This is a genomic window from Microbacterium sp. AC132, from assembly GCF_979258525.1.
In genome coordinates this window covers 3,563,028-3,579,084 of sequence record NZ_OZ409862.1, presented here as the reverse complement: position 1 = coordinate 3,579,084, position 16,057 = coordinate 3,563,028, and the positions used below count along the sequence as shown (strand labels likewise).

Annotated in this window: 16 protein-coding genes and 2 tRNA genes; 10 read left to right on the top strand and 8 right to left on the bottom strand. The window is 67.0% G+C overall.

The genetic code is table 11. From position 1 onward, the window contains the following. Positions 1 to 8 precede the first annotated feature (8 nt). Genes mnmA through ACZZZQ_RS17330 form a run of 3 tightly spaced genes read left to right on the top strand, consistent with a single transcriptional unit; the run spans position 9 to position 3,937 of the window. Entirely contained in the window at positions 9 to 1,106 is a 1,098-nt protein-coding gene (mnmA, locus tag ACZZZQ_RS17340; protein ID WP_072591240.1) for a tRNA 2-thiouridine(34) synthase MnmA, read from the top strand. Between the two features lie 42 nt (positions 1,107 to 1,148). Continuing rightward, positions 1,149 to 3,464, top strand: coding sequence for an NAD-dependent DNA ligase LigA (ligA, locus tag ACZZZQ_RS17335; protein WP_463508015.1), 2,316 nt, complete (start codon positions 1,149 to 1,151; stop codon positions 3,462 to 3,464). Continuing rightward, a complete protein-coding gene (locus ACZZZQ_RS17330) occupies positions 3,461 to 3,937 on the top strand; it encodes a hypothetical protein (protein WP_171821915.1) in 477 nt (158 codons plus the stop codon). Before ligA ends, ACZZZQ_RS17330 begins: the two co-directional genes overlap by 4 nt. Positions 3,938 to 4,039: 102 nt before the next feature. Here ACZZZQ_RS17330 and ACZZZQ_RS17325 read toward each other — a convergent pair whose 3' ends face one another. Then, on the bottom strand, positions 4,040 to 5,884 hold the full coding sequence (locus ACZZZQ_RS17325) for a DEAD/DEAH box helicase (protein WP_463508014.1): 1,845 nt from the start codon (positions 5,882 to 5,884) through the stop codon (positions 4,040 to 4,042). 47 nt (positions 5,885 to 5,931) lie between these two features. Next, a complete protein-coding gene (locus ACZZZQ_RS17320; RefSeq protein ID WP_463508013.1) occupies positions 5,932 to 7,632 on the bottom strand; it encodes a long-chain-fatty-acid--CoA ligase in 1,701 nt (566 codons plus the stop codon). Positions 7,633 to 7,699: 67 nt separating this feature from the next. On the opposite strand from ACZZZQ_RS17320, the gene gatC reads away from it, so the two are divergent. From gatC to ACZZZQ_RS17290, 6 genes are read left to right on the top strand one after another with little or no spacing between them, the layout of a single operon-like run. Beyond that, entirely contained in the window at positions 7,700 to 7,999 is a 300-nt protein-coding gene (gene gatC / locus ACZZZQ_RS17315; RefSeq protein WP_053096012.1) for an Asp-tRNA(Asn)/Glu-tRNA(Gln) amidotransferase subunit GatC, read from the top strand. Beyond that, entirely contained in the window at positions 7,996 to 9,513 is a 1,518-nt protein-coding gene (gene gatA / locus ACZZZQ_RS17310; protein ID WP_053096013.1) for an Asp-tRNA(Asn)/Glu-tRNA(Gln) amidotransferase subunit GatA, read from the top strand. The genes gatC and gatA overlap by 4 nt, the downstream gene beginning before the upstream one ends. Further along, complete coding sequence (gene gatB / locus ACZZZQ_RS17305; protein ID WP_447647755.1) at positions 9,513 to 11,027, top strand: Asp-tRNA(Asn)/Glu-tRNA(Gln) amidotransferase subunit GatB; 1,515 nt, start codon at positions 9,513 to 9,515, stop codon at positions 11,025 to 11,027. The genes gatA and gatB overlap by 1 nt, the downstream gene beginning before the upstream one ends. A 47-nt stretch (positions 11,028 to 11,074) precedes the next feature. Beyond that, positions 11,075 to 12,331: a DNA polymerase IV gene (gene dinB, locus ACZZZQ_RS17300; RefSeq protein WP_463508012.1), complete on the top strand. Its 1,257-nt coding sequence runs from the start codon at positions 11,075 to 11,077 to the stop codon at positions 12,329 to 12,331. A 37-nt stretch (positions 12,332 to 12,368) separates the two neighbouring features. Continuing rightward, a complete protein-coding gene (locus ACZZZQ_RS17295; protein ID WP_053096016.1) occupies positions 12,369 to 12,686 on the top strand; it encodes a hypothetical protein in 318 nt (105 codons plus the stop codon). After that, complete coding sequence (locus ACZZZQ_RS17290) at positions 12,670 to 13,251, top strand: nucleoside/nucleotide kinase family protein (protein ID WP_072591246.1); 582 nt, start codon at positions 12,670 to 12,672, stop codon at positions 13,249 to 13,251. Before ACZZZQ_RS17295 ends, ACZZZQ_RS17290 begins: the two co-directional genes overlap by 17 nt. A 1-nt stretch (position 13,252) precedes the next feature. Here the strand turns inward: ACZZZQ_RS17290 and ACZZZQ_RS17285 are convergent, their stop codons facing one another. The 6 genes from ACZZZQ_RS17285 to orn form a co-directional block, all read right to left on the bottom strand. Continuing rightward, entirely contained in the window at positions 13,253 to 13,744 is a 492-nt protein-coding gene (locus ACZZZQ_RS17285) for a DUF2017 family protein (protein WP_463508011.1), read from the bottom strand. Further along, positions 13,741 to 14,034 (bottom strand): ATP-dependent Clp protease adapter ClpS, encoded by a 294-nt coding sequence (gene clpS, locus ACZZZQ_RS17280; RefSeq protein ID WP_053096019.1) that lies wholly within the window; start codon positions 14,032 to 14,034, stop codon positions 13,741 to 13,743. The genes ACZZZQ_RS17285 and clpS overlap by 4 nt, the downstream gene beginning before the upstream one ends. Continuing rightward, positions 14,031 to 14,378, bottom strand: a complete 348-nt coding sequence (locus tag ACZZZQ_RS17275; protein ID WP_053096020.1) for a metallopeptidase family protein — start codon at positions 14,376 to 14,378, stop codon at positions 14,031 to 14,033. The genes clpS and ACZZZQ_RS17275 overlap by 4 nt, the downstream gene beginning before the upstream one ends. Positions 14,379 to 14,414: 36 nt before the next feature. Beyond that, on the bottom strand, positions 14,415 to 15,044 hold the full coding sequence (locus ACZZZQ_RS17270; protein WP_463508010.1) for a LysE family transporter: 630 nt from the start codon (positions 15,042 to 15,044) through the stop codon (positions 14,415 to 14,417). Between the two features lie 125 nt (positions 15,045 to 15,169). Further along, positions 15,170 to 15,245 (bottom strand) — tRNA-His (locus ACZZZQ_RS17265). A gap of 36 nt (positions 15,246 to 15,281) precedes the next feature. Further along, complete coding sequence (orn, locus tag ACZZZQ_RS17260; protein WP_053096022.1) at positions 15,282 to 15,908, bottom strand: oligoribonuclease; 627 nt, start codon at positions 15,906 to 15,908, stop codon at positions 15,282 to 15,284. Between the two features lie 59 nt (positions 15,909 to 15,967). Here orn and ACZZZQ_RS17255 point away from each other — a divergent pair. After that, positions 15,968 to 16,043 (top strand) — tRNA-Arg (locus ACZZZQ_RS17255). The last annotated feature ends 14 nt before the right edge of the window (positions 16,044 to 16,057 follow it).

Below are 16,057 nucleotides of genomic sequence, written 5' to 3'. Positions count from 1 at the left end.
CTGGTCCCATGAGGATTCTTGCGGCCATGAGTGGCGGAGTGGACTCCGCAGTCGCGGCCGCACGGGCCGTGGACGCGGGGCACGACGTCGTCGGCGTGCATCTCGCGCTGTCCCGGGCGGGCGGCACGCTGCGCACCGGAAGCCGGGGATGCTGCACGATCGAGGATGCGCTCGATGCGCGTCGCGCGGCCGATCTCCTGGGCATCCCGTTCTACGTCTGGGACTTCTCCGAGCGCTTCCGCGACGACGTGATCGCCGATTTCGTCTCGGAGTACCAGGCAGGGCGCACCCCCAATCCCTGCATGCGCTGCAATGAGAAGATCAAGTTCGCCGCCCTTCTCGAGCGCGCCATCGAGCTCGGTTTCGACGCGGTGTGCACCGGGCACTACGCGACGCTGATCCCCACGGACGCCGGTCTCGAGCTGCACAGAGCCGCGGACAACGCCAAGGATCAGTCCTATGTGCTCGGCGTACTCACCGCCGAGCAGCTCGCGCACACCTACTTCCCGCTCGGAACGACTCCGTCCAAAGCGGTCGTGCGTGCCGAGGCGGAGGAGCGTGGGCTGAGTGTCGCGCAGAAGCCCGACAGCCACGACATCTGCTTCATCCCCGACGGTGACACGCGAGGCTGGCTGGCCGAGAAGGTCGGTACCGCCACCGGTGAGATCGTCGACCGCACGGGCTCCGTCGTCGGCTCGCACGAGGGCGCGCACGCTTTCACGGTCGGTCAGCGCCGTGGTCTGAAGCTCGGCGTCCCGGCCCCCGACGGCAAGCCCCGCTTCGTACTCGAGGTGCGGCCGGTGTCCAACACGGTGGTCGTGGGGCCGAAGGAGGCTCTCGCGACGCGTGAAATCTCGGGCGATCGATTCAGCTGGGCGGGCGCAGCGCCCGTCGACTCCGAGTTCGACTGCGAGGTGCAGATCCGCGCCCACGCCGAGCCGGAAGCAGCCCGGGCATTCGTCTCGCCCGAGGGCGTGCGCGTCGTGCCCGAGCAGCCGCTCAACGGGGTCGCGCCGGGCCAGACCGCCGTGCTGTACGTCGGAACGCGCGTGCTCGGCCAGTTCACGATCGACCGCACCGTGTCCGCAGTGCCGGTCGACGCATAGCGCCTGCCTCTCGATGTCGGCGCCCGCTCGTAGACTGGCGGGGTGCCGGAGAACATCTCGCTGGAAGACGCTCGTATCGAAGCGGACGAGCTGACCACTCGAATCCTCGAAGCGAAGGACGCGTACTACGGGCGCGACACTTCACTCGTCGACGACCTCACCTACGACGGGTGGATGCACAGGCTCGAAGAGCTGGAGCGGATGCATCCCGAGCTGCAGGGTCAGGACTCGCCCACTCAGATGGTGGGGGCGGCCGAGGCCACCGGGCTCGCCACCATCGAGCACGCGGAGCGGATGCTGAGTCTCGACAACGTGTTCTCGATCGACGAGCTCAGGGATTGGGCCGCCAAGACGCGCGCCTCTGCGGGGCGAGCTGTCGACTGGCTCACCGAACTCAAGATCGACGGCCTCGCGATCAATCTCCGCTACGAGAACGGGCGGCTGACGTCGGCGGCGACGCGGGGAGACGGGCGCGTCGGTGAGATCGTCACCGAGAACGCGCTGCGCCTTCCCGAGATCCCCCTCGAGCTCAGCGGCGAAGGTCACCCGCCCATCGTCGAGGTGCGCGGCGAGGTGTTCATTCCCGTGGCCGCCTTCGAGCGCCTGAATGCCGCACAGGCGGAGTTCCGCGACCGGGCATACGCCGATGCTCTCGCCCGCTGGGAGGCTCGGAGCGGAGCGAAGAAGCCGTTCGACGAAGAGAAGGCGCGAACTGCTGCGGCTCGGCGGTTCCCCTCGTTCGCGAATCCGCGCAACGCGGCGAGTGGTGGCCTGCGTCAGCAGATCGACAAGAAGGACGGGCTCGAACTCGAGGCGGGGATGCTGCGCATCGAGTCGCTCGCGCTGTACGTGCACGGCATCGGGGCCTGGGAGAATCCGCCGGTCGCCGCACAGAGTCAGGTCTACGACAAGCTGTCGGACTGGGGGCTGCCGACCAGCCCGCACACCAGGGTGTGCACGAGCATCGACGACGTGGTTGCGTTCGTCGAGTACTTCGGCGAGCACCGGCACGATATCGAGCACGAGCTGGACGGGATCGTCGTCAAGGTCGACGAGCTGTCCCTCCACGACGAGCTCGGCGCCACCAGTCGGGCGCCTCGCTGGGCGATCGCGTACAAGTACCCGCCCGAAGAGGTGCAGACGAAGCTGCTCGACATCGTCGTGTCTGTGGGTCGCACCGGCAGGGCGACGCCGTTCGCGGTGATGGCTCCCGCCCAGGTCGCGGGGAGCGTCGTCAGGCAGGCGACGCTGCACAACAAGGACGTGGTGAAAGCCAAGGGAGTGCTGATCGGCGACACCGTCGTCCTGCGCAAGGCGGGCGACGTGATCCCCGAGGTCCTCGGGCCGGTCGTCGAGAAACGCGACGGTACCGAGCGGGAGTTCGTGATGCCGATCGAATGCCCCGAGTGCGGCACGCCCCTGCGTCCGATGAAGGAGGGCGACATCGATCTGCGCTGCCCCAACGCGCGCTCGTGTCCGGCCCAGGTTCGCGGTCGTGTCGAGCACATCGGTTCGCGGGGCGCCCTCGACATCGAAGCGCTCGGAGAAGTCACGGCTGCCGCGCTCACCCAGCCGACCTCGCCGGCGACACCGCCTCTCGAGACCGAAGCCGGACTGTTCGCGCTGACGCTCGATGAGATCGTTCCGATCGAGCTCGTCGTGCGCGATGCCGAGACGGGGCTGCCCAAGGAGGACGAAGACGGTCTCGTGAAGACGAGGGCGCCATTCCGACGCAACCCGACCGCCACAGAGAAGAAGTCGGGGCTGGAGGGCCCCCAGCCCTCCTCTCAAGCTGTGACTCTGCTCGCGGAACTCGAGAAGGCGAAGACCAAGGACCTTTGGCGGCTGCTCGTCTCACTGAACATCCGTCACGTCGGGCCGGTCGCGGCGAGGGCGCTGGCGCAGTGGTTCGGTTCGCTCGACGCGATCCGCGCGGCCTCTCGCGACGAGCTCGCCGCTGTGGAAGGAGTCGGCGGCATCATCGCCGACTCCCTGCTCGCGTGGTTCGATGTCGACTGGCACCAGGACATCGTTCGTCGCTGGGCCGAGGCAGGCGTCCAGTGGGCCACGCCCGGTCATCCCGGTCCGGGCGCGGCAGTCGTCCAGGGCGGTGTGTTGGACGGGATCACGGTCGTCGCGACCGGTTCGCTCGACGGGTACACCCGAGATGGAGCGCAGGAGGCCATCCTCAAGGCGGGCGGTAAGGCCGCGTCGAGCGTCTCCAAGAAGACGGACTTCGTCGCGGCCGGTCCCGGAGCGGGGTCGAAGCTGGGGAAGGCGGAGGAGCTCGGCATCCGCATCCTCGATGCCGCTCAGTTCCACATCCTCGTCACGGAGGGGCCGGACGCTCTGGGATGAGGCGATATGGACCGCTGATCGCCGTCTCCGGCGCGATGGCTGTGGGAGACCCGGGTCGGAACCACCTGCGTCTGACGCCTGATGCGCTGCTGATCCGCCACGGCACAGAGAACCGGGGGATCATTCCCTGGTCGCAGGTGCAGCGAGTGATCCTCGACGTGCCCACCACGCGGTTCCGTCTGCCCGGCCTCATGAGCACGCTCGTCCTCGGCGCCCTGACGTTCCTCGCCGTGTCCGATCTCGGATTCGACCCTGAGGATGGCGCGGTCGAGCTCCTGGCCGACGGGGAAACGTCGATCGCACCGCTGAGCCGTCACCACGTCGGCGGCTACTGGACACCGACGGTGGACGGGGCGCACCGGCTGCTGCAGCATCTCATCGACAACCCGGAGCAGAGAGCGTTGCTCGCGCGCCCTGAACAGCTCATCGACGTGGCCGCGCGTCTCGCTCGCCACAGGCCTTCAGGAGCCTGACGCGCAGGCTGGCCCTTCAGGATGGCTGCCCATCGGTGCACGCGAGCGCGCCGTGCCCGGACTTTCGTCCGGGCACGGCGCGCTCGTGCGTTCTACGGCTGATCAGCCCTTGTGCCGGGGCTTGCGGAACGGCTTCTCGCCTCGCTCATCGGTGCGAGCAGGACGGTCGTCACGGTCGTAGCGCGGACGGTCATCGCGACGCTCGAACCCACCGCGGGCGCCGTCACGAGGGCCGTCGTTACGACGGGCTCCAGGACCACGGTCGGGCTTGATCTCGATGAGCCGACCCGAGATGCGGGTGTCCTTCAGCTTCTCCAGGACGGACGAGTCGAGGTTCGCCGGCAACTCGACGACAGTGAAGTCCGGCCGGATGTTGATCGCGCCGAAGTCATCACGACCCAGGCCGCCCTCATTCGCGAGTGCGCCGACGATCTGACGGGGCTCGACGCGGTGACGGCGTCCGACCTCGATGCGGTACGGCTTGTAGTCGCCGCGCCCACGGCGCTCGCGCGGTTCGCGGGTCTCGCGACGCTCGCGAGTGTTGCTCTCGCGCGGCGGACGGTTGTCGTACTCGACCGCTTTCGACAGGGCGTCGTCGGCCGGGTCGAGCAGCAGAGGAGTATCGCCCTGGGCGACGACAGCGAGCGCAGCTGCGACATCGGCCTCGGGCACATCGTGGTTGCGCACGTAGTGGTCGATGATGTCGCGGAACTTCTCGATGCGGGTGCTATCGCTGAGCGCGGTCGTGATCGCGTCGTCGAAGCGGGCGAGGCGCGTGGTGTTCACGTCGTCGAGGCTGGGCAGCTGCATCTGAGTGGGCTGCTGACGCGTGGCCTTCTCGATCGACTTGAGCAGGTAGCGCTCACGCGGGGTGATGAAGCTGATCGCGTCTCCGGTGCGTCCCGCGCGGCCGGTGCGGCCGATGCGGTGCACGTACGACTCGGTGTCGGTGGGGATGTCGAAGTTGATGACGTGGCTGATGCGCTCGACGTCGAGACCGCGAGCGGCCACGTCGGTCGCGACGAGGATGTCGAGCTTGCCCGCCTTGAGCTGGTTGACGCTGCGCTCACGCTGGACCTGCGGCACGTCGCCGTTGATGGCGGCGGCGGAGTATCCGCGGGCACGCAGCTTCTCGGCCAGCGTCTCGGTCTCGTTCTTCGTGCGGACGAACACGATCATGCCGTCGAAGTTCTCGACCTCGAGGATGCGAGTGAGCGCATCCACCTTCTGCGCGTACGACACCACGAGGTACCGCTGCGTGATGTTGGTGCCGGTGGCGGTCTTCGACTTGACGCTGATCTCTTCGGGCTCACGCAGGTACTTCTGCGCGAGTCGGCGGATCTGCGGGGGCATGGTCGCTGAGAAGAGGGCTACCTGCTTCTCCTCGGGCGTCTGCGCGAGGATCTGCTCGACGTCTTCGGCGAAGCCCATCTTGAGCATCTCGTCGGCTTCATCGAGCACCAGGTACTGCAGCTGGGACAGGTCGAGGGTGCCCTTGGCGAGGTGGTCCATGATGCGACCGGGGGTGCCGACGATCACGTGCACGCCGCGGCGCAGCGCCGACAGCTGCACGCCGTAGCCCTGTCCGCCGTAGACGGGGAGGACGTGGACACCCTTCATCTTCGACGCGTACGACTCGAACGCCTCGCACACCTGCAGAGCGAGCTCGCGGGTCGGAGCGAGCACGAGAGCTTGCGGGGTCTTCTGGGACACGTCGAGGCGCTCGAGCACGGGGAGCGCGAATGCCGCGGTCTTTCCCGTTCCGGTCTGCGCCATACCGACGACATCGCGACCGGAGAGCAGGGTCGGGATCGTGGCGGCTTGGATGGGGGAGGGGGTCTCGTAGCCGAGGTCCTTGATGGCCTTGAGGACGGGGCCGGTGATGCCGAGCTCCTCGAATCCAGGGGTCTCGGGGGCGTCGGTGGGCACAGCGTCTTCAGGAGTCACTGACCAAGGGTAGCGCTTCGCGGGATTCCGCGCCTGTGAGGGCGCCCTCAGGAGCCGGAAGTCAGAGTGAGCAGTCTCTCCTTGACCTGGCGACGCAGCACCTTGCCGATCAGCGATTTGGGCAGCTCGTCGACGATGAACAGACGCCGCGGAACCTTGTACGGGGTGAGGATGCTGCGCGCATACTCGCGGATCGCTTCGACGTCGACGTCTGCCCCCGCGTCGACGACGATCGCGGCGACGACCTCCTCGCCGGAGTGGTCGCTCGGCAGACCGACCACGGCAGCGTCCACGACCTGAGGATGCTGACGCAGAGCGCTCTCGACCTCGGTGGGGGCCACATTGAAGCCGCCGGTGATGATCAGCTCCTTGATGCGGTCGACGATCCGGATGAAACCCGCCTCATCGACCGTCACGATGTCACCGGTGCGGAACCAGCCGTCGACGAAGACGGCCTCCGTCTCCTCCGGCTTGCCGTAGTAGCCGGAGAACACCTGGGGTCCGCGCACCAGGAGCTCACCCGCGGATCCTTCCGGAACGTCGACGGTCGGGTTCTCGGGATCGACGACGCGGCATTCGGTTCCCGGAAGAGGAAGTCCCACGGTGCCGGGCACGCGGTTGTCAGCTACGGGGTTGGCCATCAACACGGGGGAGCACTCGCTGAGTCCGTACCCCTCGACGAGGAAGCCATGCGTCGCCGCCTCGAACGGCACCACGAGTTCGTGCGGCAAAGCCATGGCACCGGAGATCGCGACCTCGATGCCGTCGAGCGAGACATCCTTCGCTTTCGCCGCCGACAGCAGGCGGTCGGCGATCGGGGGCACGAGGGGAAGGAAGGTGGCGGGGTGCTTCTTCATCACGTCGAGCACGAGATCCGGATCGAACTTCGGGAAGAGCACCAGGCGCGCACCCATGGACATCGCGAACGTCAGGCAGAGCGTCAGACCGTAGGCGTGGAACATCGGCAGCACCGCGTACACGACGCAGCCCTTGCCGCGCTGGATCGACGGAACCCATGCCTGCGACTGCGCGGCGTTCGCGAGCAGGTTGCCGTGGGTCAGGGCGGCGCCCTTGGGGGTTCCCGTCGTGCCGGACGTGTACTGGATGATCGCGAGGTCGTCGGTGGCGGGCTTCGGGTGCGCGGCAGGGATCGGGGCGGACTGCACCAGCGAGTCCCAGGTGACGGTTCCTCGCACCTTCTCGGTCAGAGCGGCGCGAGACTCACGGGCCTTCGCCACCGGCAGCCGCAGCGCCACACGAGTGAGGAGGGGCATCGCGCGCGTCACATCGACGGAGATGAGGTTCGTCACGGCGAGGTCGGCGGGGAACTCCTGCACCGTGGCGACGACCTTGTTCCACACGATCGCGTGCTTCGCGCCATGGTCCTCGAACTGCTTCCGCAGCTCGCGCGGAGTGTAGAGCGGGTTGTGCTCGACGACGACGGCGCCGAGACGGAGCACCGCGTAGAACGCCACGATGTGCTGCGGACAGTTCGGAAGCACGATCGCCACGGGATCGCCCGCCCGCACGCCGAGGTCGCGCAGTCCTGCGGCTGCTCGGTCGATCGCATTCTGCAGTTCTGAGTACGACGTCTCACGACCGAAGAACTGCAGGGCGAGGGCATCCGGGTAGTCGCGGGCGGACGCGGCGACGATGTCGACCAGCGATCCGGACACGGGGGAGAGGTCTTCCGGGACGCCTGCGGCATAGCTGGCGATCCATGGGCGAGGAGGCTGGTACGAGCTCACCCGCCCAGCATAAGGCGGCTTCGCCGGACTGCAGGGACCCGGTGAGCACGGCAACTAGACTGGGGCCGTGTCTGAAATCACCCCTGATCTCGTGCGTCATCTCGGCGTGCTCGCGCGCATCCAGCTCAACGACGACGAGGTGTCCCGACTCACGGGCCAGCTCGATGCCATCGTCGACAACATCGCGAAGGTGTCGGAGGTCGCAGGCCCCGACATCGCAGCGACGAGTCATCCGATTCCGCTGAGCAACGTCTACCGCCCCGATGTGGTGGGCGAGACCCTCACACACGAGCAGGTGCTCCAGAACGCGCCGGATCAGGCCGACGGCCGATTCCGCGTCACCGCGATCCTGGGAGAAGAGCAGTGAGCGACATCATCCGCATGACTGCGGCGGAGCTTGCCGATAAGCTCGCCAGCCGCGAGATCTCGAGCGTCGAGGCCACTCGCGCTCACCTCGACCGCATCGCAGCCGTCGACGGCGACGTTCATGCCTTCCTGCACATCAACGAGGGTGCGCTCGAGGCGGCCGCCGCTGTCGACGCCCAGCGTGCGGCGGGTGAGCAGCTCGGCCCGATCGCCGGCGTGCCGCTCGCGATCAAGGACGTCCTCGTGACGACCGACCAGCCGACGACGAGCGGCTCGCGGATCCTCGAGGGCTACCGCTCGCCGTACGACGCCACGGTCGTCGCCCGCTCGCGCGCGGCGGGGCTGATCCCGCTCGGCAAGACCAACATGGACGAGTTCGCCATGGGGTCCTCGACAGAGCACTCCGCCTACGGTCCCACCCGCAACCCGTGGGACCTCGACCGGATCCCCGGCGGTTCCGGCGGCGGATCGGCGGCAGCGGTCGCCGCTTTCGAGGCTCCGCTGGCACTCGGCTCCGACACCGGCGGCTCGATCCGTCAGCCTGCTCATGTCACCGGCACGGTGGGCGTCAAGCCGACCTACGGCGGCGTCAGCCGCTACGGGGCCATCGCACTCGCCTCCAGCCTCGACCAGGTCGGACCCGTCACGCGTACAGTGCTCGACGCGGGTCTCCTGCACGATGCGATCGGCGGGCACGACCCGAAGGACTCCACGTCTTTGCGTGACGTGTGGCCCTCATTCGCTGACGCGGCCCGTGAGGGCGCGCGCGGTGACGTGCTCAAGGGGCTCAAGGTCGGTGTCATCCGAGAGCTGCCGGACAGCGGGTTCCAGCCCGGTGTCGCGGAATCGTTCCGCAGCGCGCTCGCGATGATGGAGGCGCAGGGCGCGGAGATCGTCGAGATCGGCGCTCCGCACTTCGAGTACGGCGTCGCGGCCTACTACCTGATCCTGCCTGCAGAGGCGTCGAGCAACCTCGCGAAGTTCGACTCGGTGCGCTTCGGCCTGCGCGTCACGCCCCACGGCACCCCCACCGTCGAGGACGTCATGTCCGCCACGCGTGACGCCGGGTTCGGCGACGAGGTGAAGCGACGCATCATCCTCGGCACCTACGCGCTGTCGGCCGGCTACTACGACGCGTACTACGGCAGTGCTCAGAAGGTGCGCACGCTCATTCAGCAGGACTTCGCGAACGCCTTCGCGGAGGTCGACGTCATCGCGACGCCCTCGGCTCCGACCACTGCGTTCAAGATCGGCGAGAAGATCGACGATCCGCTGCAGATGTATCTGAACGACATCACCACCATTCCCGTCAACCTCGCGGGCGTTCCCGGCATCTCGGTCCCCAGCGGACTCGCGTCGGAAGACGGATTGCCCGTCGGCATCCAGTTCATCGCACCGGCGCGGGAGGATGCGCGACTCTACAAGGTGGGCGCCGCCGTCGAGACGCTGCTCGTCGATTCGTGGGGAGCGCCGCTTCTCACGCGTGCACCCCAGCTCGTGGGAGGGACCCGTTGATGGCCACCGCCAAGCTCATGGACTTCGACAAAGCGCTCGAACTGTACGAGCCCGTGCTCGGGTTCGAGGTCCACGTCGAGCTCAACACGCACACCAAGATGTTCTCGGACGCGCCGAACCCGGCGAACGAGCTCTACCACGCCGCCGAGCCCAACACGCTGATCGCGCCGGTGGATCTGGGCCTGCCCGGATCGCTCCCGGTCGTGAACGAGACGGCGATCCGTTCGTCGATCAGTCTCGGTCTCGCTCTCGGATGCTCGATCGCACCGTCGAGCCGCTTCGCCCGGAAGAACTACTTCTACCCGGATCTCGGCAAGAACTACCAGATCTCCCAGTACGACGAGCCGATCGCGTTCGAGGGTTCCGTCGAGGTGGAGCTCGAGGACGGCACGATCGTGCAGATCCCCATCGAGCGCGCCCACATGGAGGAGGACGCCGGCAAGCTCACCCACATGGGTGGCGCGACCGGACGCATCCAGGGAGCCGAATACTCGCTCGTCGACTACAACCGTGCCGGTGTGCCGCTCGTCGAGATCGTGACGAAGACGATCTTCGGCACCGAGCACCGCGCCCCCGAGGTCGCCAAGGCATACGTCGCGACGATCCGTGACATCGTGCGCAGCCTCGGGATCTCCGAGGCGCGTCTGGAACGAGGCAACCTGCGCTGCGACGCGAACGTGTCGCTGCGTCCCCGCGGACAGGAGAAGCTGGGCACCCGCACCGAGACGAAGAACGTCAACTCGATGCGCTCGGTCGAGCGTGCCGTCCGGTACGAGATCCAGCGTCAGGCGCAGATCCTCGCCGATGGCGGGACCATCACTCAGGAGACGCGACACTGGCACGAGGACACCGGGACGACCTCGCCCGGTCGTCCGAAGTCGGATGCGGACGACTATCGCTACTTCCCTGAGCCCGACCTCCTGCCGGTGGAGCCTGCAGCAGAGCTGATCGAAGCCCTGCGTGCCGAGCTCCCGGAACAGCCCGTCGCCCGTCGACGCCGTCTGATGGCCGAGTGGGGCTTCACGGACCTGGAGTTCCAGGACGTGCGCAACGGAGGGCTGCTGGAGGTCGTCGAAGCGACGATCGCCGCCGGCGCGACTCCGGCGACGTCCCGGAAGTGGTGGACGGGCGAGATCACGCGCCTCGCCAACTCGCAGGAGAAGGACGTCACCGAGCTGGTCTCGCCCGAGAACGTCGCGGCCCTGCAGAAGCTCGTCGACGCCGGAACGCTCACCGACAAGCTCGCGCGTCAGGTGCTCGAGGGCGTCATCGCGGGCGAGGGCACGCCTCAGGAGGTCGTCGACGGCCGCGGACTCGCGGTCGTCTCGGATGACGGTGCGCTGATCGCAGCGATCGACGACGCACTCGCAGCGCAGCCCGATGTGCTGGCCAAGATCAAGGACGGCAAGGTCCAGGCCGCCGGGGCCGTTATCGGCGCTGTGATGAAGGCGATGAAGGGCCAGGCGGACGCCGCCCGTGTCCGCGAACTCGTCCTCGAGCGCGCTGCGCAGTAACCGGTTCCCCCGGGCCTCATGTCCGAGGCCCGGGGGAGAATGGTGTCATGGGTCACGGTGACGGCAGAGGGCGCATCGTGTCGTCCGCGGATGCCGACGACACCGGCACGAGCATCCTGCACGTCGATATGGATGCGTTCTACGCGGCCGTCGAGGTGCTCGATGATCCGAGCCTGCGAGGACTGCCGTTGATCATCGGAGCGCCTGACGGTCGCTCGGTGGTGTCGAGCGCCTCGTACGAGGCTCGTCGCTACGGCGTTCGCGCAGCTATGCCGGTCTCTCAGGCTCTGCGCCTGTGTCCTTCTGCGCGCATCGTCCCTCCGCATTTCCATCGATACCACGCCGTCTCGCGACAGGTCATGGCGATCTTCGAGTCGTTCACGCCTCTCGTCGAGCCGCTCTCTGTCGACGAGGCGTTTCTCGATGTGCGGGGCGTCCGACGTCTGTGGGGGAGCCCTGCGAGAATCGCGCACCTCGTTCGCGAGCGAGTCAGAGAAGAGGTCGGGATCACCTGCAGCGTCGGCGTCGCTGCGACCAAGCATGTGGCGAAGATGGCCTCGACGATCTCGAAACCTGACGGGATGCTGGTCATCGCCGCATCGGAAACCCAGGACTTCCTCGATCCGCGCCCAGTGCGTGCGATGTGGGGTGTGGGCCCGAAAGCCGCCGAAGCGCTGGAGGGACGAGGAATTCGCACAGTGCGGGACATCCGCACCTCGTCGCGGGCGATTCTCGACCGTGCCGTCGGACCGGCTCTGAGCGCTCGGCTCTCGGAACTCGCCCGCGGGGAGGACCTCCGTGCAGTCGAGACCGAGCGGGTGGAGAAGAGCATCGGGCACGAGGAGACGTTCGACACGGACATCATGGACCGATCGTTCCTCAGGGCTGAGCTGCTGCGCCTCGCGGACCGCGTCGCGGCGCGTCTGCGGAAAGCAGAGTGGGAGACCTCGACCGTCGCCATCAAGATCAGGTTCGACGACTTCCGCACCATCAGCCGTTCACAGACGCTCCCGGAACCCACCGCGGTGGGGCAGCGCATCGGCGAAGCGGCTCAGACGCTCTTCGATCAGATCGAGCGACGCGATCCTGTGCGGCTCGTCGGGGTGCGCGCAGAGAAGCTGCGCCCCGCCGGCGGTGGCGGGTTCGGCCTGTGGGACGACGATGAGGACTGGCGACGCGTCGAGGGCGCGGTCGACGACGCCGTGGCACGGTTCGGGAGCGCCACGATCAGTCGAGCGCGCCACATAGGGCGCGGTGACGGCCGCGGCGCTGCCCAGCATCCCAAGGCCCATGGACTGGATTGACGCTTGTCGCGGACGATTCCTGGACTAGCGTGGAGCCATGCCCAACATTGCACTGGAACTCGGAAAGCAGGCCGCCGCGTTCGGCGTGAAGAGCGCGTACGGCGAACAGCAGGATGTCGATGGAGTGAGCATCACTCCTGTCGCTTTCACCTACTCCGGCTTCGGCGGAGGCAGCGGTGACGGCGCCGAAGGCGGTGGTGGCGGCGGTGTCTCCGTGCCGGTCGGCGTCTACGTCCGCCGCGAGGAGGGACTCCGATTCGAGCCCAACATCGTGACGCTGCTCGTCGTCGCCGTGCCGTTCATCTGGGTCACCGGGCGCGCGCTCTCTCGCATCATCCGTGCACTCAAGAAGTGACGACCCGGTCGCTGTCGCGCTCGAGCGCGCAGCGACCCGGATCGTCGAGGACATCCGGATGCTGTCTGCGGCCAATCCGGTCGTCCTCATCGACGGTCGCAGCGGTGCCGGTAAGACGACTCTCGCCCGGATGCTCGTCCAGCGCTGGCCGATCGCCGGACGGGTGCAGCTCGTCGCTCTCGACTCCATCTACCCCGGTTGGGACGGCCTCAGCGACGGAGTGGAGCGAGCACTGAACGGTATTCTGCGTCCGCATGGTCGCGGGTACCTCGGGGAGTGGCGACGCTGGGACTGGGCGAAGGGCGCCGAGGCTGAGACTCACGCGGTAGACCCCTCGCTGGGCGTGCTCATCGAGGGGAGCGGGATACTGACGCCGGCCACCGCGGCGATCGCGGACGTGCGCGTCTGGATCGAGTCCGCCGAAACCGGCCGCAAGGCGCGGGCTCTGGCGCGGGATGGGGAGACGTACCGGCCTCATTGGGAGCAGTGGGCGCGGCAGGAAAGCGATCACATCGCGCGCGATGATCCCCGCTCCCTGGCGACCAGGGTCGTCGAAGTGCCGTAGCTCAGAGGAGGCGGTCCGCCGCTTCGACAGTCAGCTCGAGACGATATCCGAGCCAGTCGTAGACGCCGTACCTCGGGTCGTCGGGATCATGATCGTCATCGTTCTGGATCCCGAGACGCTCGGCGATGACGAGTCGGAGGGCGGTGAGCGTGCGCATCCACGCGTCGACATCAGACAGGGGGATGTCGAGATCGTGCTCTGCGAAGGCTTCGTCCCGGGGCATGTCGCCGAGGTCCCCGCGCATCCCGGCGAGTGCGGTACGGACGATGTCCGCGTCCAGAGCGCGTCGATCCAAGAGATCGTCTCGGGTCGCGTCACGGAACGCGCGCGACGAGCCTTCGTCTTCGGGATAGGGGTCTGGAATCAGGCGACCGATCGCGGGATCCTCGACGTCGCGGTTCGCTCCCACGAGTTCACGGAAGTCGTCGACCAGGTGCACCAGCTGCGCACCCTCGACGCGGGCCATCCGCACCCGTACGATCAGGTCGGTCACCTCGAAGCCTTTCGGACGGTCGCCCAGAGGCCGTAGTCGTGCATCGCCTGCGCGTGCACCTCCATCGTCTCGCGCGGGCCCGTAGCGACGATGGCCTGACCGTCGTGGTGCACCTGTCGCATCAGCATCGTGGCTCGCTCGAGCGAATATCCGAAATAGGTGCGGAAGACCCGCACGACGTAGCTCATCAGATTCACCGGGTCGTTCCACACGACGACCTCCCAGGGCTCGAGCGGGGCGGCCGAGAGATCGAGCTGTTCGTCGATGTCAGGTGTAGCGAGGGGACTCATGCCCACCCCAGCGTGTGGAGCTGCTCGTCGTCGATGCCGTAGAAGTGCGCGATCTCGTGCACGAGGGTCGTATGGATCTCGTCGCGAAGCTCGTCATCGCTGTCGCAGGCGGCCAGATGAGACTCGCGATAGACGACGATCCGATCCGGGAGCTCCCCGGAGCCGTACTGCGTTCGCTCCGTCAGGGCCAAGCCGTCATAGAGTCCGAGCAGGTCGAGGCTTCCATCCTCCGGACGATCCTCGACGACGAACACCACGTTCTCCAGCCCGTCGACCATCTCGTCGGGCAGGCGATCGAGCTCGTCGATCACGAGCTCTTCGAAGTCCGCTGCATCCATCTCCATCAGCTCCAGCCTATTGCCGGCTGGGGGAGCTGCGTGTCAGTGGAGGAAGACGAGGAGGCCCGCGACGGCGATGAAGAGGACGCCGAAGACACTGTTGAGCGTCCGCTGCCCCCGCGAGGATCTCGTGAGCCTGCGGAACGGTCCGGCCGCTGTGGCGAAGAATCCCCACATCACCACGATGTCGACGATGATGACGGTGCCGATGAGAGTGAGGTACTGGGGGAGTTGGGGCTCGTCCAGTCGGATGAACTGCGGGATGAAGGCGAGGAAGAAGACGATCGCCTTGGGATTGAGCAGGTTGACCCAGAATCCGCGTCTGATCATCGACCAGTGGCCCTCGTGCAGGTCGACGACCGTCCCGTCTTCATCGGCGGCACGTCGAGGCCTCGTGAGGATCAGTCGGATTCCGAGGAAGATCAGGTACGCCGCGCCGGCATACCTGATCACGTTGAAGAGGACTTCGGACTGCGAGACGAGAAGCCCCAGGCCGGCGGCGACGATCACGACATGGAGGATGAGAGCCAGCTGCTGCCCGAGGATGCCCCAGATCGATCGGCGCCAGCCCTGACTCAGAGCGTTCGACATCGTGTTGATCGCACCGGCGCCCGGTGTGAAGCTGATCACCACGCAGGCGGTCAGAAGCGAGAACCACACGGCGAGCGACACCCCGCAATCCTAGGGGCAGCTCAGCGTGCTCTCGATCACGGCCGCCTGGGCTTCAGGACCGCGGCGTCATCCGAAGAGGAGAACAGCAGAAGGTCCGAGTCTCTCGACTCGGACCTTCTTCTGAGTGGGGTGAGTAACGGGACTCGAACCCGCGACATCCGGCACCACAAGCCAGCGCTCTACCAGCTGAGCTATACCCACCATGTGCCAATCGCGATTGGCAACCAGACGAGTCTATTACATGTTCGGGGTGAACTCTGACACGGTGCGAGTGGCGATGTCGCGAGCGTCGTCACTCGACGGTCCGGGCTCGTCGACGAAGACCGCCTCACGGTAGTACCGCAGCTCGCGGATCGACTCGAGGATGTCCGCGAGGGCGCGGTGTCCGCCGTCCTTCGCCGGCGCCTGGAAGAACACCCGCGGGTACCACCGCCGCGACAACTCCTTGATGCTGGAGACGTCGACGTTGCGGTAGTGCAGCCACTGGTCCACCTGGCTCATGTACTTCGCCAGGAACATGCGGTCGGTGCCGATGGTGTTGCCTGCGAGCGGAGCCTTGCGTTCGAGGGGGACGAACCGCTTGATGTAGGCGAGGGTCTGCTCCTCGGCCTCGGCCAGCGAGACGCCATGCGGGATCTCTGTGATCAGCCCGGAGGACTCGTGCATCTTCGTCACGAAGTCGTTCATGTTCTCGAGTGCTGCGTCGCTCGGTCGGATCACGATCTGGAAGCCGGGATCGACCGGACGCAGTTCGAAATCAGTGATGACGACGGCGATCTCGACGAGCTCGTCGACGGAGAGATCGAGACCGGTCATCTCACAGTCGATCCAGACGAGGCGGTCGTTCTCTGAGGCAGATACCATGTCGCCATCCTATCGACGGCTCCGACATCCGAGTCGGGCGCGGTACGGTAGTTCTGTGCGCCTCCGTAGCTCAGGGGATAGAGCAGGAGCCTTCTAATCTCTTGGTCGCAGGTTCGAATCCTGCCGGGGGCACCATCGCCTGGGCCCGT